Annotated in this window: 21 protein-coding genes; 10 read left to right on the top strand and 11 right to left on the bottom strand. The window is 69.8% G+C overall.

Going from position 1 to position 23,664, the window contains the following annotated elements:
• Nucleotides 1-5 precede the first annotated feature (5 nt).
• The 6 genes from SK571_RS10795 to SK571_RS10770 all read right to left on the bottom strand — a co-directional run bounded on the left by SK571_RS10795 (nucleotide 6) and on the right by SK571_RS10770 (nucleotide 3,417).
• Nucleotides 6-485 (bottom strand): carboxymuconolactone decarboxylase family protein, encoded by a 480-nt coding sequence (locus SK571_RS10795; RefSeq protein ID WP_319983890.1) that lies wholly within the window; start codon nucleotides 483-485, stop codon nucleotides 6-8.
• Nucleotides 482-1,561 carry an NAD(P)H-dependent amine dehydrogenase family protein gene (locus SK571_RS10790; protein WP_319983889.1) on the bottom strand — a complete coding sequence of 360 codons (1,080 nt, stop codon included), beginning with the start codon at nucleotides 1,559-1,561 and terminating at the stop codon, nucleotides 482-484. The genes SK571_RS10795 and SK571_RS10790 overlap by 4 nt, the downstream gene beginning before the upstream one ends.
• A 64-nt stretch (nucleotides 1,562-1,625) precedes the next feature.
• Nucleotides 1,626-2,579, bottom strand: a complete 954-nt coding sequence (locus SK571_RS10785; RefSeq protein ID WP_319983888.1) for a discoidin domain-containing protein — start codon at nucleotides 2,577-2,579, stop codon at nucleotides 1,626-1,628.
• Nucleotides 2,576-2,731, bottom strand: coding sequence for a hypothetical protein (locus tag SK571_RS10780; RefSeq protein WP_319983887.1), 156 nt, complete (start codon nucleotides 2,729-2,731; stop codon nucleotides 2,576-2,578). Before SK571_RS10780 ends, SK571_RS10785 begins: the two co-directional genes overlap by 4 nt.
• A gap of 9 nt (nucleotides 2,732-2,740) precedes the next feature.
• Nucleotides 2,741-3,073 carry a glycoside hydrolase family 71/99 protein gene (locus tag SK571_RS10775; protein ID WP_319983886.1) on the bottom strand — a complete coding sequence of 111 codons (333 nt, stop codon included), beginning with the start codon at nucleotides 3,071-3,073 and terminating at the stop codon, nucleotides 2,741-2,743.
• Between the two features lie 113 nt (nucleotides 3,074-3,186).
• Entirely contained in the window at nucleotides 3,187-3,417 is a 231-nt protein-coding gene (locus SK571_RS10770; protein ID WP_319983885.1) for a hypothetical protein, read from the bottom strand.
• 148 nt (nucleotides 3,418-3,565) lie between these two features.
• On the opposite strand from SK571_RS10770, the gene SK571_RS10765 reads away from it, so the two are divergent.
• Both SK571_RS10765 and SK571_RS10760 read left to right on the top strand, forming a co-directional pair.
• The gene (locus tag SK571_RS10765) at nucleotides 3,566-3,814 is read left to right on the top strand and encodes a hypothetical protein (protein WP_319983884.1); all 249 of its coding nucleotides are present in this window, start codon (nucleotides 3,566-3,568) and stop codon (nucleotides 3,812-3,814) included.
• Nucleotides 3,811-4,014, top strand: a complete 204-nt coding sequence (locus tag SK571_RS10760; RefSeq protein ID WP_258949282.1) for a cold-shock protein — start codon at nucleotides 3,811-3,813, stop codon at nucleotides 4,012-4,014. The genes SK571_RS10765 and SK571_RS10760 overlap by 4 nt, the downstream gene beginning before the upstream one ends.
• Before the next feature lie 72 nt (nucleotides 4,015-4,086).
• Here SK571_RS10760 and dinB read toward each other — a convergent pair whose 3' ends face one another.
• Together dinB and SK571_RS10750 are read right to left on the bottom strand one after the other, a co-directional pair.
• Complete coding sequence (gene dinB / locus SK571_RS10755) at nucleotides 4,087-5,277, bottom strand: DNA polymerase IV (RefSeq protein ID WP_319983883.1); 1,191 nt, start codon at nucleotides 5,275-5,277, stop codon at nucleotides 4,087-4,089.
• A 35-nt stretch (nucleotides 5,278-5,312) separates the two neighbouring features.
• The gene (locus tag SK571_RS10750) at nucleotides 5,313-6,278 is read right to left on the bottom strand and encodes a serine hydrolase domain-containing protein (RefSeq protein ID WP_319983882.1); all 966 of its coding nucleotides are present in this window, start codon (nucleotides 6,276-6,278) and stop codon (nucleotides 5,313-5,315) included.
• 187 nt (nucleotides 6,279-6,465) lie between these two features.
• Here SK571_RS10750 and SK571_RS10745 point away from each other — a divergent pair, with 187 nt between their 5' ends.
• Together SK571_RS10745 and SK571_RS10740 are read left to right on the top strand one after the other, a co-directional pair.
• Nucleotides 6,466-8,031 carry an ArnT family glycosyltransferase gene (locus SK571_RS10745; protein WP_319983881.1) on the top strand — a complete coding sequence of 522 codons (1,566 nt, stop codon included), beginning with the start codon at nucleotides 6,466-6,468 and terminating at the stop codon, nucleotides 8,029-8,031.
• Between the two features lie 136 nt (nucleotides 8,032-8,167).
• Nucleotides 8,168-9,973: a trypsin-like serine protease gene (locus SK571_RS10740; protein ID WP_319983880.1), complete on the top strand. Its 1,806-nt coding sequence runs from the start codon at nucleotides 8,168-8,170 to the stop codon at nucleotides 9,971-9,973.
• 73 nt (nucleotides 9,974-10,046) lie between these two features.
• Here SK571_RS10740 and SK571_RS10735 read toward each other — a convergent pair whose 3' ends face one another.
• Both SK571_RS10735 and SK571_RS10730 read right to left on the bottom strand, forming a co-directional pair.
• Nucleotides 10,047-11,579, bottom strand: a complete 1,533-nt coding sequence (locus tag SK571_RS10735; protein WP_319983879.1) for a S8 family serine peptidase — start codon at nucleotides 11,577-11,579, stop codon at nucleotides 10,047-10,049.
• A gap of 20 nt (nucleotides 11,580-11,599) precedes the next feature.
• Nucleotides 11,600-13,162, bottom strand: a complete 1,563-nt coding sequence (locus tag SK571_RS10730; RefSeq protein ID WP_319983878.1) for a S8 family peptidase — start codon at nucleotides 13,160-13,162, stop codon at nucleotides 11,600-11,602.
• A 133-nt stretch (nucleotides 13,163-13,295) separates the two neighbouring features.
• Here SK571_RS10730 and SK571_RS10725 point away from each other — a divergent pair, with 133 nt between their 5' ends.
• A complete protein-coding gene (locus SK571_RS10725) occupies nucleotides 13,296-16,193 on the top strand; it encodes an ATP-binding protein (protein ID WP_319983877.1) in 2,898 nt (965 codons plus the stop codon).
• 20 nt (nucleotides 16,194-16,213) lie between these two features.
• Here SK571_RS10725 and SK571_RS10720 read toward each other — a convergent pair whose 3' ends face one another.
• Nucleotides 16,214-16,531 (bottom strand): bifunctional 3-phenylpropionate/cinnamic acid dioxygenase ferredoxin subunit, encoded by a 318-nt coding sequence (locus tag SK571_RS10720; protein ID WP_319983876.1) that lies wholly within the window; start codon nucleotides 16,529-16,531, stop codon nucleotides 16,214-16,216.
• 164 nt (nucleotides 16,532-16,695) lie between these two features.
• Between SK571_RS10720 and SK571_RS10715 the strand changes: the two genes are divergently transcribed.
• From SK571_RS10715 to SK571_RS10695, 5 genes are all read left to right on the top strand, one after another.
• The gene (locus tag SK571_RS10715) at nucleotides 16,696-17,478 is read left to right on the top strand and encodes an IclR family transcriptional regulator (RefSeq protein WP_319983875.1); all 783 of its coding nucleotides are present in this window, start codon (nucleotides 16,696-16,698) and stop codon (nucleotides 17,476-17,478) included.
• A 181-nt stretch (nucleotides 17,479-17,659) separates the two neighbouring features.
• On the top strand, nucleotides 17,660-18,940 hold the full coding sequence (gene glyA, locus SK571_RS10710; protein ID WP_319983874.1) for a serine hydroxymethyltransferase: 1,281 nt from the start codon (nucleotides 17,660-17,662) through the stop codon (nucleotides 18,938-18,940).
• Nucleotides 18,941-18,954: 14 nt separating this feature from the next.
• A complete protein-coding gene (locus SK571_RS10705) occupies nucleotides 18,955-20,040 on the top strand; it encodes an S-(hydroxymethyl)mycothiol dehydrogenase (RefSeq protein WP_319983873.1) in 1,086 nt (361 codons plus the stop codon).
• Nucleotides 20,037-22,484 (top strand): GcvT family protein, encoded by a 2,448-nt coding sequence (locus tag SK571_RS10700; RefSeq protein WP_319983872.1) that lies wholly within the window; start codon nucleotides 20,037-20,039, stop codon nucleotides 22,482-22,484. Before SK571_RS10705 ends, SK571_RS10700 begins: the two co-directional genes overlap by 4 nt.
• 46 nt (nucleotides 22,485-22,530) lie before the next feature.
• Nucleotides 22,531-23,661: an aromatic ring-hydroxylating oxygenase subunit alpha gene (locus tag SK571_RS10695; protein ID WP_319983871.1), complete on the top strand. Its 1,131-nt coding sequence runs from the start codon at nucleotides 22,531-22,533 to the stop codon at nucleotides 23,659-23,661.
• Nucleotides 23,662-23,664 lie beyond the last annotated feature (3 nt).

Genomic DNA, 23,664 nt, shown 5'->3' with positions numbered 1-23,664 from the left:
GGACGTCAGAACTTCGGTAGCACGCACAGGGCGTCGAGGCCGAACACCCGGTTCAACCTGCCGAACACGAGCCAGGCCCCGATGCTCATCGTGAGTTCCACGATCTCCACCTGGCTGTAGTGCCGGGTCATGCGCGACCAGAACTCGTCGTCGAGACCGTGGTGATCCAGTGCGTACCGCTCGGCGTACTCCGCGGCCAGCCTCGCCCGGTCGTCGAAGGCGTCGGTGGTGCGCCACTGGGTCACCGCGTCGACGAAGCCGTCCTCGACCTTCACGCCGTCGCGTTCGGTCCGCCAGTCGAGGCAGAACATGCAGCCGTTGATCTGCGCGATCCGCAGCCGCGCCGCCTCGAACTCGCGCAGCCCCAGCGTGGTGTGCTGGTACACGGCCAGCGAGAGGTTCGCGGCGGCCATGCCGATGCCCGGCACGAGCTCGCCCCACACGTATCCGATGGGATCCTTGCCCTCGGGGATGTCGATGTTCACGGCTTGCTCCTTCCGAGTTTGCCGGCCGCGGCGCGCAGCGGGACGTCGAGCGCGTCGTAGAGTCCCGGCTCGGCCTCGGCGAGCCAGTCGATGGCGTTCACGATGCGGCCGACGGCGGTCGCGTTGCCGCCCGCGGACCGGTTCTCGCCCTCGTCGGCGGACTCGACCGAGACCTCGATGCGCGGCCGGCCCTCGATGATCACCTTGTGCGTGCCGTCGCCGGACGGGGGCATCGGCCAGTCCGTCGCACACGAGTTGTGGATGCGTGTCACGTGCTCGATGACGATGAGCGGCTCACCGTTCACGATGCCCTGCACCTCGAACCGGATCGCGCCCTGGGTGCCCTTCTCGAACTCGCCCATGGTCCGCGTCGTGACCGTCTCGTCGAGCGCGCGCCGGTCGACGGTCTCGCGGATCTCGTCGATCTCGACCCCGAACGCCCTGGCCATCAACCGGATCTGCCCGCCCCACACCATGGTCGGCACCGTCGGCATCAGCATCGGCGCCTGGTAGTCGAGCGGCTGTCCGAACCCGATCAGCCACCGCACCGCGTCGGGCTGGTCGTAGGTCGAGTAGTCGAAGATCTCCTGGCAGCGCACCGCGTCGACGGTGTGGCCGAGCCCGCTGATCAGCAACGGCAGCACGTCGTTGCCCCAGCCCGGGTCGACGCCGGAGACGAACAGCGACCCGCCGCCCTCCTTGATGGCGGCTAGAACCGGTTCTCGAAGTTCAGGTGGCGCACTGCGGGGGTCGTACAGCGCGTACAGCGACGGCGTGACGACCACCGCGCCCGCGCGGATCGCCTTCGTGATGTCGGCCAGCGCGTCGTCCGGCCGGATGTCACCCGACGCGGCGTACACCACGGCGCGCGGACTCGTGGCGAGTACCGCGTCGATGTCGTTCGTGGCCGCGACTCCGAGCTCCTGCTCGATCCCCGCGAGGTCGCCCGCGTCGCGGCCGACCTTCTCCGGGTTGTGGACGACCACGGCCGTCAGCTTCAGCGCCGGATGGGCATCGACGGCGCGAATGGCGGCACGGCCGACGTTGCCGGTGCCCCACACCACTGTGGCGATCATGTGGTGCAGATTACCTAGAACACGTTCTAGTTGTACAGCGCCCATCCGGCGAGAAGCCGCCTGATCAGGTGTGGAGCCGCACTCCCGACAGCTGACCCGCGGGCCAGCCCGTGTTCCCGGTGAAGGTGAGCCGGACGTACCGGACCTGGGTGCCGGGCGGCGCGGCCGTGGCGGAGTTGCCGGTCGCGGGGTCGAAGACGTACCCGGCGGGCCCGGCGAGCGGGATGAACGACTGGCCGTTCGTGCTGCCCTCGATCGTCACGGTCTGGGTGCGCCGGCCCCACGCGGGGTTCGGCGGGAGCGCGAGCACGGCCCTGCGGCCGGCGTGCGCCGCCCCGAGGTCGACCTGGATCCACTGCGGGAAGGCGTTGTTCGCGCTCTCCCAGTAGGAGTGCGGATCGCTGTCGACGGCGAGACCGCTGCCGTAGTGCTGGGTCTGCGAACTCTGCGTCGTGGGGCGTCCGGCAGCCAGGTCGACGTCCGGGGTGGGAGGATCGCCGACCCACGGCGGGGTGGGCCTGATCGCGGTCAGCGCGATCAGGCCCTTGAGCATCCTGCCGCCGTCGCCGGTCAGCCTCATGTAGTAGTCGGCGGAGCAGCGGGTGCCGTCCTCGTCCGGCGCGAGGTAGCCGGATCCGACCGGCACGTCGGCCTGCGTCTCGGCGGTCTTGCAGATCTGGTTGCCCTCGTCGAACTCGTCGAACATCGAGATGTAGATGCCCTGCGCGCCAAGGCGGACCATGTTGTAGAACTGCCGCCACATGAAGTCGCCGTGCAACCGTTGCCGCGACCCGACATCGCCCGGAAGCACGCACGGCTGGTAGTCGATCCCGCGCGCGTTGCACTCAGCCTGGTCGGGTGTGTTCACGTTGGTGTGGAAGCGATCCGTGTCCGCTGGGGTGCCGATCCGGCCGACCATCCACGGCGAGATCATGTCGAACGACCGGTAGACGTTGCCGAAGCCCTGCCGCGAGTCCTCGATCCCCAGCCGCCAGTGGGTGGGGACGCCGCCGATCACGTAACAGCCGCGCGCCTTGAACCAGTGGCCTCCGCGGCCGGCCGGACGTGCGCGGTCACCGCGTCGCGGATCGGGCCCTCGCCGCCGGTCGGGTCGAACCGCTGCAGGGCCGCCGTGTCGATGTTGTTGTCGCGCATCCACTGGAAGTGCACGTCGACGGTCTACCGGTCGTGGTTGGAGAAGAGCGTGGCGGGCCGGCCGTCGCCCAGGTCGGCGAACGCGGTCGGGTACGTGCGCGCGTAGTCGCGGACGTCCGGCCACGCGACGATGGAACTGGTGGGCGGTGCGGGAGGCTGGCTCCAGTTGTCGTTCCAGTGCCACCAGCCGTCGATCGGGGAGTTGTCCCCGCGGCAGGCGAACCAGCCCTGGTACCCGACGGTGATCTTGCCGACGACGTCGCCGGGCGGGCTGGCCGCGTGCGCGGAGGTGGGCAGGAACCCCAGCGCGGGAGCGGCGAGCGCGGTGCTGAGCAGTGTTCGGCGTGACAGGGACATCGCGAACTCCTTTGTCGGCGACCCGACTCAAGAGTGCAAGATGTCAACAGGATCACGCAAGAATATGACGGACCGGAACTTCAGCCGTCAGCACGCGGGCGCAGGACGCGTGCTCAGCGGTTCGAGGTCGGGAACCGGCCGTCCGTGCTACCGAGAGCCACCAGTTCGGTGTACTGCTCCTGCCAGGACCTCTCGGTCGCGAGCAGGTCGGCGAGCCGCTGCACCCATGTCTCGTCGACCGTGCGCGCGGCGCCGGTGGCCAGGTGGCGGGCCGTTTCCTCGCGTGCTTTGAGCCATTCGGACAGCGTGGGCGCGAGCGCCGGTCCACCTTCGTCTTTTGGCATGGATCGACGATACGCGGTGCTCGTGGTGCTTCGCGCTGGTCATTGGGCTACTGTGGGTCAGGTTGGGGTACCAGCCGACGGCAACCAGCCGCTGCGGTCCCCGATCCCGTCCGGTCCGGTGTCTCCGGCCGGAGAACGGAGCACCGGCTTGCAGCCGGAATTCCCATCTTCACCCTCCTCGTCTTCCCGGTTCGGCAAGCCGCGTCACGCGGCGCAGGACTTCGCGCAAGCGAGGCTGTTCGCCGAGACCACCGGGATCCAGCACCAGCGCCAGGCCGCCAAGCGAGTGGCTGAGAACGCTCGTGACGCGGGCGACTGCCTTGATCTGTTGTCCATGCTCGGCCTGGCGAACCTGCCGGCATCCACCGCAGTCAGCGTCGAAGGAGCTCGCAGGTGACTCGAGGAACTGTCAAGTGGTTCAACGGCAGCAAGGGCTTCGGCTTCATCGCGCCTGAGGGCGGCGGGCCGGACCTGTTCGTGCACCAGTCCGAGGTGCAGGACTACGGGCATCACGGCATCGCCGACGACCAGGCCGTGGAGTTCGAGATCGGTGAGGGGCAGAAGGGGCCGCAGGCTCGCGCCGTGCGCCTCGTCTAGACCTGGTACGTCCACTGTGGAGTGATCGGTCATCGGCCGGTCACTCCACAGTGTTGTGCGCGGACCACGTGATCAGTCCGGCAGCAGCGGCACGGAGATGCCGGGATCGCGGCCGAGCAGCGTCGCCCGCGTCACGGACGCCGACCCGAAGCGGTCGCGCACGTGGTCCAGCGCGGCGTCCAGCGCGGCCGGTTTCCGCTCCTCGAACGGCAGTGCCAGCTGCATCGGCGCGTCGTTCTGCAGGTTGGTGAGCGAGACGCCCAGCAACGTGATGCCCCGGCTCTCGATCATCGGCGTCGCGGTGCCGAGCAGTTCCCTCGCCGCCGCCAGCAGCACCTCTGTCTCCGTTGTCGGGTGCCTCAACGTGTGCGAACGCGTCGCTCGCGTGAAATCCCCGAACCGCAAACGCAGCACCACGGTCCGGCATGCGCGCTCGGCCGTGCGCAGCCGCCGTGAGATGCCGTCGAGCAGCGAGGCGAGGATGGCGTCGAGCTCGTCTCGGGTGCGTTCCCGGCGGCCCAGCGCGCGTTGTGAGCCGATCGAGTGGCGGCGCTGTCCTGTTTGGACCGGGCGCGGGTCGTGGTTGTGCGCCAGCGCGTGCAGGTGCCGGCCCGCCGCCCGGCCGAGCATCGAGACCAGCCCTGCCTCGCCGAGCCCGGCGACCTCACCGACCGTGCGCAGGCCCAGGGCGTGCAGCTTGGCCGCCGTCACCTCGCCGACGCCCCACAGTCGTTCGACGGGCAACGGGTGCAGGAACTCCAGCTCGCGGTCGGCGGGCACGACCAGCAGTCCGTCCGGCTTCGCGACCCCGCTCGCGACCTTGGCCAGGAACTTCGTCCGCGCCACCCCGACCGTGATCGGCAGGCCGACCTGCGCGAGCACGTCCGCCCGCAGTCGTGCGGCGATCACCTCCGGCGGACCGGCGATCCGGTGCAGGCCACCGACGTCGAGGAACGCCTCGTCGATCGACAAGCCCTCGACCAGCGGCGTCGTGCCGCGGAACACCTCGAACACCGCTTTGCTCGCGGCGGAGTAGGCCGACATCCGCGGCGGGACGACGATCGCGTGCGGGCACAGCCGCCGTGCCCTCGCGCCGCCCATCGCCGTGCGCACGCCGAACGCCTTGGCCTCGTAGCTCGCGGCCAGCACCACTCCACCGCCCACGATCACCGGACGGCCGCGCAGGCTCGGATCGTCCCGTTGCTCGACCGACGCGTAGAACGCGTCGAGGTCGGCGTGCAGGATCGGGGTGCTCACGAACACATGTTCGCATCCGTCACCCGTTCAGAACAGTGCTGTCAGGGGATGAGTGCCCGCGCGATCGGCCAGGCGCCGGGGGAGGTGTTCGACAGGACGGTGATGGTGGTGCCGGTGTGCGGGTCGTGAGTGGACTTGAACGACGCACCGGCGTCGTACCCGGCGAGGATCACGGTGTCGCTGGTCTGGTGCAGCCAGAAGCCGAGGCCGTAGCGCAGCGACTCCTCGGGCACGTCGTGGTGCGGCCTCGTCACCAGCTCCGCGTCGCCACTGGCGAACAACGCGCGCCAGAACTTCGACATGTCGCCCGCCGTGGTGTGGATGCCGCCGTCACCGGTCGCCAGCACCGGCAGGTGGAAGACGTTCGAGCGGTCGAGACCCTCCAGATAACCGACGGCGGCGTCGCCGGGCAGTTCGTCGGAGCGCAGGAAGTCGGTCCTCGTCATGTCCGCCGGGCGGAGCACCCTGGAGCGGACGAGGTCGTGGTAGGACTGCCCGCCGGCCCGCTCGGCCAGCAGTGCCAGCACCACGTAGCCCCCGTTGCAGTACCCGAACCGCTCACCGGCCTTGAACTTGGTGGGAATCCCGTCCAGCAACGGCAGGAAGGCCTCCGTCGTGGTCAGCACGTGCACGGCGCCGATCACGTAGTCGTCGGCCTCCCAGTCACCCTCCTCGTCGAGGTAGTCGCCGATGCCGGACGTGTGCGTGAGCAGGTGCTCGACCGTCACGTCGTCGGCGATCAACGGCAGGTCGTCGCCGAGCAGCGAGCGGGCGGTGGTGTCGAGCGCCAGCTTCCCCTCGTGGATCAGCGAGAGCACGGTCAGCGCGGTGAACCCCTTGCCACCGCTGGCGATGCCGAACCTGGTGTCCACGGTGTTGGGCACCCCGTACGCGCGGTTGGCGAGCCCGTAGGCCTTCGCGAACTCGATCTCCCCGGCGCGGTCGATCTGGACCACGCCGGAGAAACCGGTGTCCTCGGCGATCCTGTCCAAGTCTCCCAACGGCATTCGCGCAGGCTAGACCTGTGTCGCCGCTTCGCTGAAACGAATTTTCCGCTGCGGCACCAGGGGCAGTGCGGGCAACGGGACGACATTTCGCAACGGTCTGCGGCGGGTGTGGAGCAACCGATCCGGCGGGCATCCCGTTTCGGGAAGTGTCGGGTTCGGCTCATCCACAGGAGAGGACCGAGCGGTCTTGTCGCTCGCCACGATCCAGCGCCCCGCCGGGGTGCCGCAGCCGCCGGTGCCGGTGAGAGCACCGCGGCGCTGGCTGTTCGTGCTGGCCGCGGCCGTGCTGCTGGTCCAGATGGCGATCGCGATGATCACCACCGCGGTCGGGCAGACGCCGACGGTCGACGAACCCGTCTACCTCGGCGCGACGGTCGTCCAGCTGCAGCAGCACAGCCTGCGGTACAACCCCGAGCACCCACCGCTGGGCAAGCTGATCATGGCGACCGGACTCGCGTTCGCCGACGTCCGCCTCGACGCCGGCTTCCAGGGCGACCAGACCGAACTGGGCAGGCACCTGCTCTACGAGTCGGGCAACGACCCCGGCGAGCTGCTGCTGGCGGCCCGGTTGCCGATGATCGTGCTGACGCTGCTGTTCGGCGTGGTCGTCCTCCTGTTCGCCACCGACATCACGAACAGGTCCGGCGGGCTCGTCGCGCTCGCGCTGTACACGTTCTCGCCCGACCTGATCGCCCACGGATCGCTGGCCACGCTGGACGTTCCTGCGGCCGGGTTCCTGCTCACGTCGGCCTGGCTGCTGTGGCGGGCGCGCACCGACCCCGCGCTCTACCTGCCGCTCGCCGGACTTGCCCTCGGCGCGGCACTGGCGACCAAGATGAACACCCTGGCCGCGGTGCCGGTGCTGCTGTTCCTGGCCTTCTGGCAGGCCCGCGTCAAAGCCGTGCTCGTCATGGTGCTGATCGCCGTCGCCGTGGTGTGGGCGTCGTACCTCGCCGTGGACCCGTTGCTGCGCTGGGAGACGCCATCAGGCCTGCCGTCCGCGCCGGTCGGTCTGCTGCCGTTCCCCGAGCCCTACCTCGACGGGATGCGCGTCCAGCTGGGGTTCGAGAACCGCGTCTGGGGCGGCTACCTCTTCGGCACGCACTACGAGGGTTCGCACTGGTACTACCTGCCGGCCGCGTTGCTGGTGAAGACACCGCTGGGAGCCCTGCTCCTCTGGGCGGCCGGAGCCGTCGCGATGGTCAAACGCCCGGCGGCCGCGTACGTCCTCGCTCCCGCCGCCGTGCTGCTGCTCTTCGCGATGACCGGCAACCGCGACCTCGGCGTCCGGTACGCGATCTTCGTGCCGATGTTCCTCGCGGTCGCCGCCGCGGTGGTCGCGCACCGCCGTTACGCCGCACTCGCGGTCGCGCTGGCCGCAGTCAGTTCACTGTGGACGTTCCCCTACTACCTGCCGTACTCCAACGAGGTGTTCGGAGGCCCGTCCAAGACCCACCTGCACCTGCACGACTCGAACGTCGACTGGGGCCAGGACCTGGGCAGACTGGCCGAGCGCCTGAAGCGGTACTCCGGCGAACGGAAGTGGCTCGTCTACAAGGGCTCCGGCGTGCCCGAGCACTACGGCATCAGTGCCGCCGACCCGCGCGAGGTGCCGCCGGACCAGGTGCACGGGCTGCTCGTCGTCTCCAACACGGCCATCGCCAAGGCCGACGACGTGCTGCGCGCACTGATCGACACGAGCGCCCCGATCGACGTGGTCGGCCACTCCATCACGATCTTCCGACGACCATAGGTAGGTGAAAGTTCCGTACCCCTACGGATGCGGACCCTGATTGTTCCGCGCGTGCGGGGCTCCGACAGTGATCGCAGCGAACGGCCGCCGTCCCTGCCCTGAGGTGGGCCGTTCCGAGATCCGGAGAGGAACCAACGTGACGAGAACACCACGGTCCTGGGGCCTGCTGGCCCTGGTCGCGGCCACGGTGCTGACGCCGGTCAGCATCGCGAACGCCGCACCGCCGAACGCCCCTGCGGCGAACTACCTGGGGGACACCGTCCCCGCCAACCTCGGTGACGCCTCGCCCATGTTCGTCGGCGGGCAGAACGCCACCGTGAGCGAGTTCCCCGGCATCATCGCGGGCATCCGCGCCGGTGGCACCCGGCCGGAGGGCCAGACCTGCACCGGCACGGTCGTGGCGCCGCGCAAGATCCTGATCGCGGCGCACTGCGCGGATGCCCAGGGGGAGAAGAAGTTCGTCTACGGGCTCGACGACCTCAAGGACTACCAGGGCGGCGCCGGCACCGGGTTCGCCGTGAACGTCGTCAGCTACAAGAAGCACCCGAAGTACGTCAACTTCGACCAGGGTTACGACGTCGCCGTCGTGACCGTGGACCGCGACATCGCGTTGAAGGGCGGTGCCGCGTACCCGAAGTTCGCCACCTCCGCGGACGCCGGTGGTGCCGCGCCGGGCAAGACGGGCCTCGGTTTCGGCTACGGCAAGAAGGACTTCAACGACAACTCGCAGGACGTCACCCTCGACAAGGCGACCCTTCCGGTCGTCAACGGGGACAGCGTCTGCCAGGGCGTCGGCGCGGGCTTCAAGTCGGCGACCATGATCTGCGCCGGGTACTCCGACGGCCGGATCTCGATCCTGCCCGGTGACAGCGGCGGCCCGCTGATCTTCGACGGCAAGATCTACGGTGTCGCGTCGTGGAGCCGGTCGGACTTCAAGTGGTACTCGATCTACGGCCGCCTCGACAACGAGATGGGCGACTGGGTCAAGACCGAGGTCGGTGAGCAGCCCCCGGTCGGCGACTTCGGGCTGACCGTCGCGCCGGGCAGTGGTTCGGTCGCCGCGGGCAGGACGGTGTCCGCGGGCATCACCACCACGGCCGGTTCGGGTGGCGCGGAGAACGCCACGCTGTCGGCCAGCGGCCTGCCCAGCGGCGTGAAGGCGGTCTTCCAGCCGACGTCGGTGACCACCGGCAACTCGGCCAAGGTCACGTTCGAGGCGAGCACCTCGGCGCCGAACGGCACCTACGAGATCACCGTCGGCGGCACCACGACGAGCGGCAAGACCGCGTCCGGCAAGTACTCGCTGACCGTCACCGGCGGTGGCGACCCGCAGCCGGGCGACTTCACCCTGGGAGCCTCGCCGAACAGCGTGAAGGCGGCCAAGGGGAAGTACGTCTCCACCACGATCTCTTCGAGTGGCGACGGCCGGACGATCACCCTGTCGGCCTCGGGCGTGCCCAGCGGCGTCAAGGCCACGTTCCAGCCGTCGTCGGTGGGTGCCGGCAGCTCGTCCAAGCTCACCCTGGACGTCTCCAGCACCGCGACCGCCGGCACGTCCAGCATCACGGTGACGGGCACGGACGCGGGCGGGAAGACCGCCACCACGACGGTGTCGCTCACGGTCGAAGGCAGCGAACCGCCGACCGGTGAGGTCACGGTGACCGCGTCGCCGTCGTCGGCCAGCGTCAGGCAGGGCATGCTCGCCCAGACCCTGGTGAAGGCCGCCGGCGGCACCGGCAACCTGACGTTGACGGCGTCCGGTGTGCCCACCGGTGCCCAGATGTCGTTCAACCCGGCCACGATCGGCCAGAACGGCAGCAGCAACGTCTGGGTCTTCACGAACTTCTCCACCCCGCCCGGCACCTACCCGATCACCATCAAGGCCACCTCGGCCGACGGGAAGACCGGCACGACCACGTTCACGCTGACCGTCACCCGCTAGACCCCCAGGGGAACAGGGAAAGGAAGAGTCCCGGCGCCTTGCGGCTCCGGGACTCTTCACTTCGTTGCGAGACTCAGACCGTCAGAGTCCAGGTGTCGATGTTGCCGGTGTCGTAGGTGTAGACGTCCTTCACCTGCAGCTTCCAGGTGCCGTTGCGCGCCTCGGCGGACAGGTCGACGGTGTAGGTCTCGTGGACACCCGCCGACGACGAAGCACCGCCCGCCTTCTTGAGCACGTAGGACTTGCCGGACGGGCTGATCAGGTCGATGGCCAGATCGCCGGTGTAGGTGTGGTTGATGTCGACCTTGACGGTTGCCGAGGCCGTGGAGTTGCCGGTGCAGCCGGAGATCGTGACCGACGACGAGACGGCGGTGCCGGTGTCCGGAATGGACACGTCGTCGCCGTTCGTGCCGGGGCCGCACACCGGGTCGGGACCGCCACCGATGAAACCGCTGTACAGCAGCTTGTTCGGCGAACCGGTACCGGGATTGGTGACCTTGCCGTCGGTGGCGTTGTTCACCAGCGCGTCGCGCAGGGCCTGTGGGCTCGCGGACGGGGTGGCCGACAGGTACAGGGCCGCGACACCCGCGACGTGCGGGGTGGCCATGGACGTGCCGGACATGTTCGTGGCGCCGCCGTTCAGCCCCAGCGAGGTGATGCCGTCACCGGGGGCGAAGATGTCCGTGCACGAGCCGTAGTTCGAGAACGAGGCGCGTGCGTCGTTGGACGAGGTCGCGTTCACCGTGATCAGCGACGCGATCTTGGCAGGGCCGGTGGAGCAGGCGTTCGTCGAGCTGTTGCCCGACGCGACGGCCATCTGCACGCCGGAGGCGACCATGCCGGCGATGGCGTCGTTGCCGATGTCGGCGGTGTCGAAGGTCCAGGAAGCGTTGACCACGGCGGGTTTCTGCGCGTTCGCCGTGATCCACTCGATGGCCTTCACACCGGCCGAGTCGGGGCCGCTGCTGCCGCAACTCGTGCCGAGCATGCGGACCGAGACCAGCTTGGCCTTCTTCGCCACGCCGTAGGTCTTCGAGCCGACCGTGCCCGCCACGTGCGTGCCGTGGCCCGAGCAGTCCTGACCGTTCTGGCCGTCCTCGATGAAGTCGGCGCCCACGGACGCGCGCCCCTCGAAGTCGGCGATCGACGTCTTGACGCCCGTGTCGGTGATGTAGACCGTCACGTTCGACGCGCCGCCGCCGGGGTAGGTGAACTTCTTGTCCAGCGGCAGCGCGGCCTGGTCCACGCGGTCCAGGCCCCACGTCGGGTTGTCCTGCACGTCCAGGGCCTTCGCGGTGCCGTCCTGGTAGACGGCCTTGACGGCGGGGTCGGCCGCCAGCCTCCGCGCCGCGGCCTCGGTCAGGTTCTTGACCTGGAAGCCGCGCATGGCACGGGAGAACACGGCGTCGAGGGTGCCGCCGTACTTCTGAGTGAGAGCGCTCGACGACGTCTGGACGGCGGCGCCGGGCTGCAGGGACACGATGAAACTGCCGCCGGCCACGGGGTTCCTGGCCTTGACGAAGTCGGCCTCAGCCGCCTGTGCCGGGGTGGCCAGCAGGGCGGAGGCGACGATCAGAACGGCGAGCCCGCAGGTGGTGCGGTGCATGGGAAGTCCTTCCGGCGTCGTCAGAACGTCAGGGTCCAGGTGTCGATGTTCCCGGCGTCGTAGGTCCAGACGTCGGTCACCTGCAACTTCCACGTGCCGTTGCGGTTCTCGGCCGAGGCGTCGACCGTGAAGGTCTCGTGCACACCGGCCGACGAGGTGGCGCCCTTGGCCTTCTTGAGGCTGTGGACGGCACCGGACGGACCGACCAGGTCGATGGCCAGGTCAGCGGTGTACGGGTGGTTGATGTCGACCTTCACCTGGGTGGTGGCCGAGGCCTTGCCGGTGCAGCCGGTGACGTTCACCGACGACGTGACCGCGGTGTTGTTGTCCGGAATGGACACGTCGTCCCCGTTGGTGGCCGCGGCACACGGCTCCGGGTCGGGGCCACCGCCGCCCATGAAGCTGATGTTGAGCAGCTTGTTCGGCGAGCCCTGGAGATCGGTGATCTTGCCGGTCGTCGCGTTGTTCACCAGCGCGTCGCGAACCTGGGCAGGGATTGCGGACGGGTTCGCGGACACGTACAGCGCGGCGGCACCGACGACGTGCGGGGTGGCCATCGACGTGCCGCCCATGGACGTGGTGCCGCCGCCGTTCCTGGTCGACGTGATGTTCGAGCCGGGCCCGAAGAGGTCGACGCACGAGCCCCAGTTCGAGGCCTGCCCGCCGGTGTAGATCGAGCGCCTGTCGGCCGAGTCGCTGGCGGCGACCGTGATGCCCTCCGGCACGCGGGCGGGAGAGGTGTTGCAGGCGTTGCCGTTGTTGTTGCCCGCAGCCAGGCCGAACGTCACGCCCGCCGCGATCGCGCGCTTCACCGCGTTGTCCACAGTGGAGTCCGCGCCGCCGCCGAGGCTCATGTTCGCCACGGCGGGCTTCGTCGCGTTCTGGGCCACCCAGTCGATGCCCTTGATGATCTGCGAGTACTGGCCGTTGCCGGAGCAGTCGAGCACGCGGACCGCGACCAGGTTGACCTTCTTCGCCACGCCGTACGTCTTCGACCCGACCGTGCCGGCGACGTGCGTGCCGTGGCCCTGGCAGTCCGAGGCGTCCGCGTCGTTGTCGATGAAGTCGTAGCCGTCCTTGGCCCGGCCCTCGAACTCGGTGTGCGCCTTGTAGATCCCGGTGTCCAGGACGTACGCGGTCACGTTCGAGGCGGTGTTCGGGTAGGTGTAGCGCTGGTCCAGCGGCAGGTTCGCCTGGTCGATCCGGTCCAGCCCCCAGGTCGGGCTGGTCTGGGTGTCGGAGATGCTCGCCCAGCCGTCCTGCTGCACGTAGGCCACCGACGGGTCGGTCGCGAGCCGCCGCGCCGCCGCCTCGTCCAGCTTGACGGCGAAGCCGCGCACCGACGCGACGTAGGTGTTGCTGACCTTGCCGCCGTGCTTGCGGGCGAGGTCGAGGGCCTTGGCGTTGGTGGTCGGGACGTCGGTGGCACCGTCCTTGAAGACGACGATGTAGCTGCCCGCGACTGGCTTGTCGCTCTTCTGGATCGAGCCCGTTTGAGCGGAAACAGGGCTGCTCACCGCTGCCGCGACGGCCAGGCCGATGCCGGCGGCCGCGAGCACGCGTGTCGTGCGATCGAGTCGCATCTCGGGTTCTCCGTTCTGGCCGCCACTGCAGGGATGGGCGGCACGTGCCGATCACCATCGATCGAGGCCGAACGGCGAACAATCCGGATATCTCTACGTAGGGATACCCGTCTTTCACCTAACATCGGTGCGGATGAGCCGGACACCGAAGTCCAGGGCGCGGCGCTGCGACCCCGGCGGACTGATGCGCACCAGCTCGCCGGTGCTGGTGGGCCGGGGTGACCAGCTCGGCGCGCTGCGAGCGGCCGTGCCGAGCCAGCCCGCGGTGGTCATGATCGAGGGCGAGGCGGGCGTCGGGAAGTCACGCCTGGTGCGGGAGTTGCTGGACGCCGACCTGGGGCCGCTCTTCGTCCTCATGGGCCACTGCCAGCCGGTGGGGGAGCCGTTCCCGTACGGCGCGGTGCTGGAGGCGTTGCGCGACTGCACGGATCGCCTGGCGCGCAACCACTCCCGGCTGAGCCCGGTGTCGGGTGTGCTGGGTTCACCGTTGCCGGAACTCGCCGAGTACCTGCCACCACCGCTGCCCCCGACCGGTGATCCGCGGGCCGACCGGCACCGGCTGTTCCGCGCGATGCGCGAGCTGATCAGCGTGCTCGGGCCGGTGCTGCTCGTCGTCGAGGACCTGCACTGGGCCGACGACGGGTCCCGGCAGCTGCTGCGGTTCCTGATGGGCGACCCGCCGGCCAATCTGTCCATCGTGGTCACCTACCGGCGCGAGGACGTGCCGGGTGGTGTGCCGCTCGGCTCGGCGTACCGGCCGCCCACCGGCATCACCAGCGCGTTGCTCGAACTCGAACCGCTCGACGTGGCCGAGGTGCGGGCGCTGACGTCGGCGATCCTCGACGGCGAGACGGTGTCGGCGGAGTTCGCGGCCAAGCTGCACGAACGCACGGCGGGCATCCCGTTCGTCGTCGAGGAGACGTTGCGGGCGTTGCGGAATCCCGCCGGTGCCGTGCACGCGGACGGCGCCACGGCGCGCAGGCTGCTCGACAACGTCGAGGTTCCGGTCCTGCTGCGCGACGCCATCGCCGAACGACTGGCCGCGTTGCCCGCCGCCGCGACGAGGTTGGTCGAGGCCGCGGCGGTGCTGGGCGCGCCCGCGTCCGCCGAACTGCTCGGCGAGGTGGCGGAGATCAGTGAGAGTCGTGCCGCCTTGACGCACGCGCTGACGGGCCATGTTCTGCACGAGGTCGACGCACGGCGGTACGGCTTCCGGCACGCGCTGGCCCAGCAGGCCGTCTACGACACGTTGAGCGGACCGGACCGCCAGGAGCTGCACCGCCGCGCGGCCGAGGTGCTCGACCGGGTCGAACCACGCCCGCTCGTCCAGCTCGCCGAGCACAGCGAACGCGCCGGGCGCACGTCCGAGTGGCTGCGCTACGGCGAGGCCGCCGCGGACCGGGCGGTCGAGAACGGCGACGCGGGCACGGCCACCGCCCTGCTGCAACGGCTGCTGCTCGACCCGGCCGTACCCGCGGCCGACGTCGACCGGCTCGCGATCAAGCTCGGTCAGGTCGCCCACCAGGGCCTCGACCAGCTGGACCCGACCGAGGCGCTGGAACGCCTGCTGTCGGACCGGCGCCTGTCGACGGCGGCGCGCGGGCAGGTCCGGCACTACCGGGGTGTGCTGCTGATCCGCCAGGCGGGCGGTGTCGAGGAGGCCCGCTCCGAGCTCGAACGGGCCGTCGCCGACCTGACCGAGTGCCCGGATCTCGCCGCGAGGGGAGAAGCCGTGCTGGGACTGTCCTACCTCGGCATGACCCCGATGAGCGAGGTCCAGCCCTGGCTCGACCGCGTCAGCCGGGCACGAGCGGCAGCGACCGACCCCGAGCAGAAGATGGCGTTGTACGCCAACGAGGTCGGTTCCAAGATGCACACGGGCGACCCCTCGGTGCTGGCCGAGTGGGACTTCCGGCCCGCGTCCACCTCCGGCGAACTGCGCCAGCTCGCCCGCGCCCACTGCAACCTCGCCGACGCCATGACCACGACCGGTCATTTCGGCCGGTGCGCCGACCTGTTGCGCGACGGCCTGCGGTTCGCCGCCGAGTGCGGTGCCCCGTTCACGGCGAGCACCGCCCACGCGACGAGGGCCCGCCTCGACTGGCTGACCGGCAACTGGGACGGCCTCGCCGACCGGGCGTCGAGCCTGCTCGACGAGTACCGCGACCTGTTCCCGCTGGCCAGCGAGCTGTGCCTGGTCCTCGGCTCGCTGGCGATGGCGCGGGGTGAGTGGGCGGAGGCGACCAGCTACCTCACCGAGACCGGCGCGTTCGCCCCCGAGGAGTCGATCGTGCCGGTCGCCATCGCGGGCTGCGCGGCTCTCGCTCGGACGATGCTGGCCCAGGACGAGATCACCCGTGCCTGCGTGGACGTCGACCGAGGCCTCGCGATCGTGCGCACGAAGGGCGTGTGGGTGTGGGCGACCGAACTCGGCCCGGTCGCCGTGGCCACGTTCCTCGCCGCCGGGCGGGAGACCGACGCCGAGACGCTGATCGAGCAGATCGAGGCGGGGATCGAGGGCAGGGACGCACCGATGGCGTTCGCCGCCCTCGCCTGGTGCCGTGGCCTGCTCGCCGAGGCACGCGGCCAGGCCGACGCCGCCATGTCGCTCTTCCGCGAGGCCGCCGACCGGTACTCGGCCCTGCCCGCGCCCTACCTCACCGCACTGGTCGCTGAACGCGAAGCCGCCTGCCTGCTGTCCTCCGACCAGGAGAAGGCGGCCGAGATCCTGTCGGCCCTGGTGGACACGTTCGACGGCCTGGGCGCCACCCGTGACGCGGCCCGGTGCCGGCACCAGCTGCGCAGCATCGGCGGCGGCAAACCGTCACGGCGCGGGCGGCGCGGGTACGGCGACGAGCTGTCGCCACGCGAGCAGGAGGTCGCCCGGCTGCTGGTCGCCGGCCACACCAACCGCAAGATCGCCGACGTGCTGTTCCTGTCGCCGCGCACCGTCGAGCAGCACGCGGCACGGGTGCTGCGCAAGCTCGGGGTGTCGTCGCGGGCCGAGCTGCAGGCGGAGGACCTCGCTTAGGTAGAGGCCCGCAGCTGTTCTCACGCCACGGCTTCGCGGCCACCGGTGTCCACGTAGATCACGCCGTCCCGCACCACGACCGGGTACGTGCGCACGGCCTTCTTGGCGGGCAGGCACGTCGGCATGCCGGTGCGGAGGTCGAAGAGCGCGGCGTGCAGCGGGCATTCCACGAAGCACCCCTCCAGCCAGCCCTCGGACAGGGACGCGTCCTGGTGGCTGCAGGTGTCGTCGATCGCGTAGAACTCGCCGTCCGCGTTGAAGACCGCGATCGCAGGCTTGCCGTCGACCCGCACGGACTCGCCCGGTGGCAGGTCGTCGACGGCGCATGCGGTGATCATCAAAAACCCTCCGTTGCGTATTACGGAACCGGGTGTGCGATACGCAACAGCAGAATGACGGAGGTGCTCGGACGCGTCAAGGCGCAAATGTCCAGCGTTTCTCGCGTGCAACACCGCGTGCTCGTTCGCAACACAGCGTTGCGCCAATCGGATACTGTTGCGTGATGAGCAACAACGGGGAGGCGCGCGACCCGGCGCTGGTGCAATCGGTCGATCGGGCGGTGTCGGTGCTGGAACTGCTGGTCCGCAACGGGGAAGCGGGAATCACCGAGATCGCCGCCGAGCTCGGCGTGCACAAGTCCTCCGCGTCCAGACTCGTTTACACGCTCCAGGCCCGTGAGCTCGTGGAACAGGACGGCGAACGCGGCCCGTTCCGGATCGGTCTCGGCATGCTGCGGTTCGCCGGAGCGGTGAGCGGCCAGCTCGACTACGTCCGGGTGGGAGGCCCCGTCTGCTCGGCGCTCGCGGATCGGCTCGGGGAGACCGTCAACATCGCGATCCTCGACAGCGACGTGGCCCTCAACGTGAGCCAGGCGCGGGGGAGCTCCGCCGTGGCGGCGCAGAACTGGATCGGCCAGCGCACGCCGTTGCACGCCACCTCGAGCGGCAAGGTCCTGCTCGCCGCCGCGCCACCGGCCGAGCAGGAACGCCTGCTGTCCGGCGACCTGGAGTCCTGTGCTCCGCGCACGATCACCGATCCCGTGAAGCTGCGCAGCGTGCTGCGCCGCACCGCCGAGGACGGGTTCGCCACCTGCATGGAGGAGCTGGAGGCCGGCTTGCACGCGGTCGCGGTGCCGGTGTTCGGTTCGCGCGGCGACGTCGTGGCGGCGATCAGCGCCGCCGGTCCCGCCTACCGGCTCTCGCAGAAGCGCATGCCCGAGATCGTCGAGGAGCTGCGCGTGGCGTCGCGCGACCTCTCCGTCCGCATGGGGCATCCCGTGCTGTGAAAGACGTTCATGAACGACGAGCCCTCGGCCTCGGCCGGGGGCTCGTCGTCGTTTCGGGTGCCTCCGTCCGTGCGACAAGGGCTTGACAACGGCTCGTGCGGGTCGCACCGTGATGCGCGCTGCAGTTGCATAATGCGGACCTCGTTGCGTATTGCGGAACTTGCTCGGAAGGGTTGGCCCGTTGTCGCTCTCCGTTCCCACCACCACGGTTCTGGACCAGGACCTCGACGAACTCGACCCGGAGGTCGCCGCCGGGATCCGCGCCGAGATGCACCGCCAGCGGTCGACGCTGGAGATGATCGCCTCCGAGAACTTCGCGCCGGTCGCCGTGCTGCAGGCGCAGGGATCGGTGCTGACCAACAAGTACGCGGAGGGCTACCCGGGCCGCCGCTACTACGGCGGGTGCGAGCACGTCGACGTCATCGAGGCGCTGGCGATCGAGCGGGTGAAGGCGTTGTTCGGCGCCGAGCACGCGAACGTCCAGCCGCACTCCGGCGCGCAGGCCAACGCCGCGGCGATGGCGGCGGTGCTGCAGCCCGGTGACACGATCATGGGCCTCGACCTCGCGCACGGCGGCCACCTGACGCACGGCATGCGGATCAACTTCTCCGGCCGGCTGTACGACGTCGTGGCCTACCACGTGGACCGGGAGTCCGGCCGCGTGGACATGGCCGAGGTCGAACGGCTCGCGCTGGAGTCGCGGCCGAAGCTGATCATCGCGGGCTGGTCGGCCCACTCCCGGCAGCTCGACTTCGCCGAGTTCCGCCGCATCGCCGACCTCGCCGGCGCCAGGCTCATGGTCGACATGGCGCACTTCGCCGGTCTCGTTGCGGCGGGCCTGCACCCGAACCCCGTGCCGTTCGCCGACATCGTCACCACCACGACGCACAAGACGCTCGGTGGCCCGCGCGGTGGCGTGGTCCTGTGCCGGAGGGAACTGGCCAAGAAGATCGACTCCGCGGTGTTCCCCGGCCAGCAGGGCGGGCCACTGCAACACGTCATCGCGGCCAAGGCGGTCGCGTTCAAGATCGCGGCGGGCGGCGAGTTCCGCGAACGCCAGCAGCGCGTCCTCGAAGGCGCGCGCATCCTCGCCGAACGCCTCACACGGCCCGACTGCGCCGAAGCCGGCGTGAAGGTGCTTTCCGGCGGCACCGACGTGCACCTCGTGCTCGTGGACCTCGTCGAGTCCGAACTGGACGGCAAGCAGGCCGAGGACCGGTTGCACCGCATCGGGATCACCGTCAACCGCAACGCCGTCCCGTTCGACCCGCGCCCGCCGATGATCACCTCCGGCCTGCGGATCGGCACCCCCGCGCTCGCCGCCCGCGGCTTCACCGCCGGCGACTTCGCCGAGGTCGCCGACATCATCGCCGCTGCCCTCCAGCCGTCCTCCGACGAGGACGACCTCTCCGCTCGCGTCGCCCGGCTGGCGGCGAAGAACCCCCTCTACCCCCACCTCTGACAGGAGCGACTCAAGTGGCACATGCGGTGAACGGTGTCGTGGCTGCGGGGCGTGGGGCCAGGGTCTCGGTCGAGACCATCCTCGTGCCGGACCCCGGCCCCGGCGAGGCACTGGTGAAGGTGCAGGCCTGCGGGGTCTGCCACACCGATCTGCACTACCGGGAGGGCGGGATCAACGACGAGTTCCCGTTCCTGCTCGGGCACGAGGCCGCGGGCGTCGTCGAGGCAGTCGGCGACGGCGTGACCGACCTCGAACCCGGCGACTTCGTGATCCTCAACTGGCGCGCGGTGTGCGGTTCGTGCCGCTCCTGCCTGCGCGGCCGGCCGCAGTACTGCTTCAACACCCACAACGCGGCGCAGCCCATGACGCTGGAGGACGGCACACCGCTGTCGCCCGCACTGGGCATCGGCGCGTTCGCGGAGAAGACGCTCGTCCACTCGGGACAGTGCACCAAGGTGAACCCGAAGGCACCGGCGGAGGTCGCGGGCCTGCTCGGCTGCGGCGTGATGGCGGGCATCGGCGCCGCGATCAACACCGGTGGCGTCACCCGCGGTGACAGCGTGGCGGTCCTGGGCTGCGGCGGCGTCGGTGACGCGGCCATCGCGGGCGCCCGGCTGGCGGGGGCGCGCACGATCATCGCCGTCGACCTCGACGACACCAAACTCGAATGGGCGCGGGGATTCGGTGCCACGCACACGATCAACGCCCGCGAGCGGGACGTCGTGGAGGCGATCCGGGAACTCACCGAGGGCAACGGCGCCGACGTCGTGATCGACGCGGTCGGCCGCCCCGAGACGTTCCAGCAGGCGTTCTACGCCCGTGACCACGCCGGCCTCGTCGTGCTCGTGGGTGTGCCGACCCCGGACATGTTGCTGGAACTGCCGTTGATCGACGTGTTCTCGCGCGGCGGCGCGGTGAAGTCGTCCTGGTACGGCGACTGCCTGCCTTCGCGTGACTTCCCGATGCTGATCGACCTGTACCTGCAGGGCCGGCTGGACCTCGGCGCGTTCGTCTCGGAGACCATCGGGCTCGGCGACGTCGAGAAGGCGTTCGAGGACATGCACCACGGCCGCGTGCTGCGTTCGGTGGTGGTCCTGTGACCCAGCCGAGAGTCGTGCTGATCGGCGCGGGCATCGTCGGATGCGCGCTGGCCGACGAACTGACCGCGCGCGGATGGACCAACATCACCGTGCTCGAACAGGGACCGCTGTTCGCGACCGGCGGGTCGAGCTCCCACGCGCCGGGCCTGGTCTTCCAGACCACCGGCTGCAAGACCATGACGTCGTTCGCCAAGTACACCGTCGAGAAGTACACGGCGCTGACGATGGACGACCAGTGGTGCTTCCAGCAGCTCGGCGGCCTGGAGGTCGCCACCACCCCGGAACGCTGGACGGACATCAAGCGCCGCCACGGCTGGGCGACGTCGTGGGGCGTCGAGAGCTTCCTGCGCGACCCGGAGGAGTGCGCGCGACTGCACCCGCTGCTCGACCCGGCCAAGATCCTCGGCGGGTTCCACATCCCCGGCGACGGCCTCGCGAAGCCGTTGCGCGCGGCCGAGGCACAGGCGCGCAGGGCGATGGAACGCGGCGCGAAGTTCCTGGCACACCACGAGGTCACCGGCATCGAACGCACCGGGCGCCGCGTGAAGGCCGTCGTCACCGAGCACGACACGTTCCAGGCCGACATCGTCGTGTCCTGCGTCGGCATGTGGGGTTCGCGCATCGGCAGGATGGTCGACCTCGACATCCCGCTCGTCCCGATGGCCCACCAGTACGCGAAAACGGCTCCGCTGCCGGCGTTGAAGGGCGTCAACACCGAGCTGTCCGAGATGTCGAAGCCGTTGCTGCGCCACCAGGACGCGGACCTGTACTTCCGCGAGCACGTCGACCGCGTCGGCATCGGCGCCTACGGGCACCGGCCGATGCCGATCTCGGCGGACGACATCCTCGACTTCGACGTGGCACCGACCATGCCGTCCGAGATCGCGTTCACCCCGGAGGACTTCGAGACCTCCTGGGACGCCGCTGTCGACCTGCTGCCGGTGCTGGCCGACTCGAAGGTCGAGGAGGGCGTCAACGGCCTGTTCTCCTTCACCCCGGACGGCAACCCGCTGCTCGGCGAACACCCCGGCCTGAACGGGTTCTGGGTGGCCGAGGCCGTGTGGATCACGCACTCGGCCGGTGTCGCGAAGGCGATGGCCGAGTGGCTGGTGGACGGGCAGCCGGGCATCGACCTGCACGGCTGCGACCTCAACCGGTTCGAGGACGTCCAGCGCTCGCCCGGTCACGTGTACGAACGCAGCTGCCGGGCGTTCGTCGAGGTCTACGACGTCCTGCACCCGCTGCAGCCCGCCGAGAACCCGCGGCCGTTGCGCACCAGCCCGTTCTACGAGCGGCAGCAGGAACTCGGCGCGGTGTTCCTCGAGGCGTCGGGCTGGGAGCGGCCGCACTGGTACGAGGCCAACGCCTCACTGCCCGAGGTCGCGGAGATCCCCGAACGCAACGAGTGGGCGTCCCGGTTCTGGTCGCCGATCGCCGGCGCCGAGGCCCTCGTCGCGCGCAAGCGGGTCGCGATGTTCGACATGACCGCGCTGAAGCGGCTGGAGGTCAGCGGCCCGGAGGCGTTGACGTTCCTGCAGACCATGACCACGAACCAGCTCGACCGCAAGCCGGGCGCGGTGGTCTACACGTTGCTGCTCAACGAGGACGGGGGAGTGCGCAGCGACCTGACCGTCGCCCGGCTCGGCGAGAACCGGTTCCAGGTCGGCGCGAACGGCCCGCTCGACCTCGACTGGCTGCGCAGGCGCATGCCGCCCAACGGCGGCGTGCACATCACCGACATCACCCCCGGCACGTGCTGCATCGGCCTGTGGGGACCGCTGGCCCGTGACCTCCTGCAGCCGTTGACCCGCACCGACTTCTCCCACGAGGCGATGGGCTACTTCAAGGCCCAGGAAGCCTTCATCGGCGAGGTGCCGGTCACCGCCATGCGCCTGTCGTACGTGGGTGAGCTCGGCTGGGAGCTCTACACCACCGCGGACATGGGGCGGCGTCTCTGGGACACGCTCTGGGAGGCCGGGCAGCGGCACGGAGTCATCGCCGCCGGCCGCAGCGCGTTCACCAGCATGCGGCTGGAGAAGGGCTACCGCTCGTGGGGCGCCGACGTCACCACCGAGCACGACCCGTTCGAGGCGGGGCTGGGCTTCGCGGTGCGGATGAACAAGGGCTACTTCCACGGCCGCAAGGCGTTGGAGGGCAGGTCGGAGGAGACCGCGGCCCGCAAGCTCACGTGCCTGGTGATCGAGGACGACTACCAGGTCGTGATGGGCTCGGAACCGGTGTTCGCCGGTGGGGTGCCGGTCGGGTACGTCACCAGTGCGGCTCGCGGGTACTCGATCGGCAAGAACATCGCCTACGCCTGGCTTCCGGCCGAAGTGGCGGTCGAAGGCAGTGCGGTGGAGATCGAGTACTTCGGTGACCGCGTCCAGGCCGTCGTGTCGTCGGAACCGCTGTTCGACCCCGAGATGACGCGGATCCGGTCCTGACGCTGACGCGCTTCCTCCTGTTCTGACTTCTCTTCACGGAGCCACCATGACCGCGACCGAACTGCCGTCCAGCCTGATCCCCACGTTGCCCGGCAACACCTACACCGACCCGGCGATCTTCGCGCTGGAGCAGCAGAACATCTTCGAGCGGATGTGGTTCTGCGCGGTCCGCGGTGCCGACCTGCCGGACGCGGGCAACTTCCGGACCGTCCAGATCGGACGCGAGAGCGTCCTCGTGACCCGCTCGCGCGACGGGTCGCTGCGCGCGTTCCTCAACATCTGCCGCCACCGCGGCGCCAAGCTGTGCGTCGAGGAGACCGGCACGGTCAAGCGCAACTTCCAGTGCCCGTACCACGCCTGGACCTACGGGCTGGACGGCAAGCTGGTCGCCGCGCCGAACCTCACGTCGATGCCGGACGTCGACCGCGTCGAGTACGGGCTCAAGACCGTGCACCTGCGCGAGTGGCTCGGCTACGCGTGGATCTCGCTGGCCGACGAGCCCGCGTCGTTCGAGGAGACCGTGCAGCAGGACGTGCGCGAACGCCTGGGCAACCTCGACGCGATCGGCAACTACCAGGTCAGCGAACTGGAGCTGGGCCGCCGGATCACCTACGACGTCAAGGCCAACTGGAAGCTCATCATCGAGAACTTCATGGAGTGCTACCACTGCGCGACCATCCACCCCGAGCTCACGGAGGTCCTGCCGGAGTTCGCGGACGGGTACGCCGCGCAGTACTACGTCGGGCACGGGGCGGTGTTCGGCGAGGAGATCAAGGGCTTCACGATCGACGGAAGCGAGGGCTTCGAGAACCTGTCCGGCGTCGCCTCCGACCAGGAACGCCGGTACTACGCGATCACCGTGCGGCCGCAGGTGTTCATCAATCTCGTACCGGACCACGTGATCATCCACCGGATGTTCCCGATGTCCGCCGACCGCACGATCGTCGAGTGCGACTGGCTCTACGCCAAGGACGTCGTCGCGACCGGCAAGGACGTGTCGCGGTCCGTCGAGCTCTTCCACCGGGTCAACGAGCAGGACTTCGAGGCCTGCGAACGGTGTCAGCCCGCGATGTCGTCGCGGGCCTACGCGAACGGGGGTGTGCTGGTCCCCTCTGAGCACCACATCGGGGAGTTCCACCGCTGGGTCCAGGAAGTCACATCCGCGACGAGGCGGTAGACA

It is taken from the genome of Lentzea kristufekii (assembly GCF_033949925.1).
GTDB lineage: Bacteria > Actinomycetota > Actinomycetes > Mycobacteriales > Pseudonocardiaceae > Lentzea > Lentzea kristufekii.
Note: the sequence above shows the minus strand (reverse complement) of the source record. Positions and strands in the feature narration are given on the sequence as shown.

Coding starts and splice junctions, on each gene's coding strand:
- SK571_RS10790 (WP_319983889.1), bottom strand. CDS start 1,561: ATGATCGCCACAGTGGTGTGGGGCACCGGCAACGTCGGCCGTGCCGCC.
- SK571_RS10715 (WP_319983875.1), top strand. CDS start 16,696: ATGAGCAACAACGGGGAGGCGCGCGACCCGGCGCTGGTGCAATCGGTC.
- SK571_RS10695 (WP_319983871.1), top strand. CDS start 22,531: ATGACCGCGACCGAACTGCCGTCCAGCCTGATCCCCACGTTGCCCGGC.
- SK571_RS10775 (WP_319983886.1), bottom strand. CDS start 3,073: ATGTCCCTGTCACGCCGAACACTGCTCAGCACCGCGCTCGCCGCTCCC.
- SK571_RS10725 (WP_319983877.1), top strand. CDS start 13,296: ATGAGCCGGACACCGAAGTCCAGGGCGCGGCGCTGCGACCCCGGCGGA.
- SK571_RS10720 (WP_319983876.1), bottom strand. CDS start 16,531: ATGATCACCGCATGCGCCGTCGACGACCTGCCACCGGGCGAGTCCGTG.
- SK571_RS10730 (WP_319983878.1), bottom strand. CDS start 13,162: ATGCGACTCGATCGCACGACACGCGTGCTCGCGGCCGCCGGCATCGGC.
- SK571_RS10735 (WP_319983879.1), bottom strand. CDS start 11,579: ATGCACCGCACCACCTGCGGGCTCGCCGTTCTGATCGTCGCCTCCGCC.
- SK571_RS10770 (WP_319983885.1), bottom strand. CDS start 3,417: ATGCCAAAAGACGAAGGTGGACCGGCGCTCGCGCCCACGCTGTCCGAA.
- SK571_RS10750 (WP_319983882.1), bottom strand. CDS start 6,278: ATGCCGTTGGGAGACTTGGACAGGATCGCCGAGGACACCGGTTTCTCC.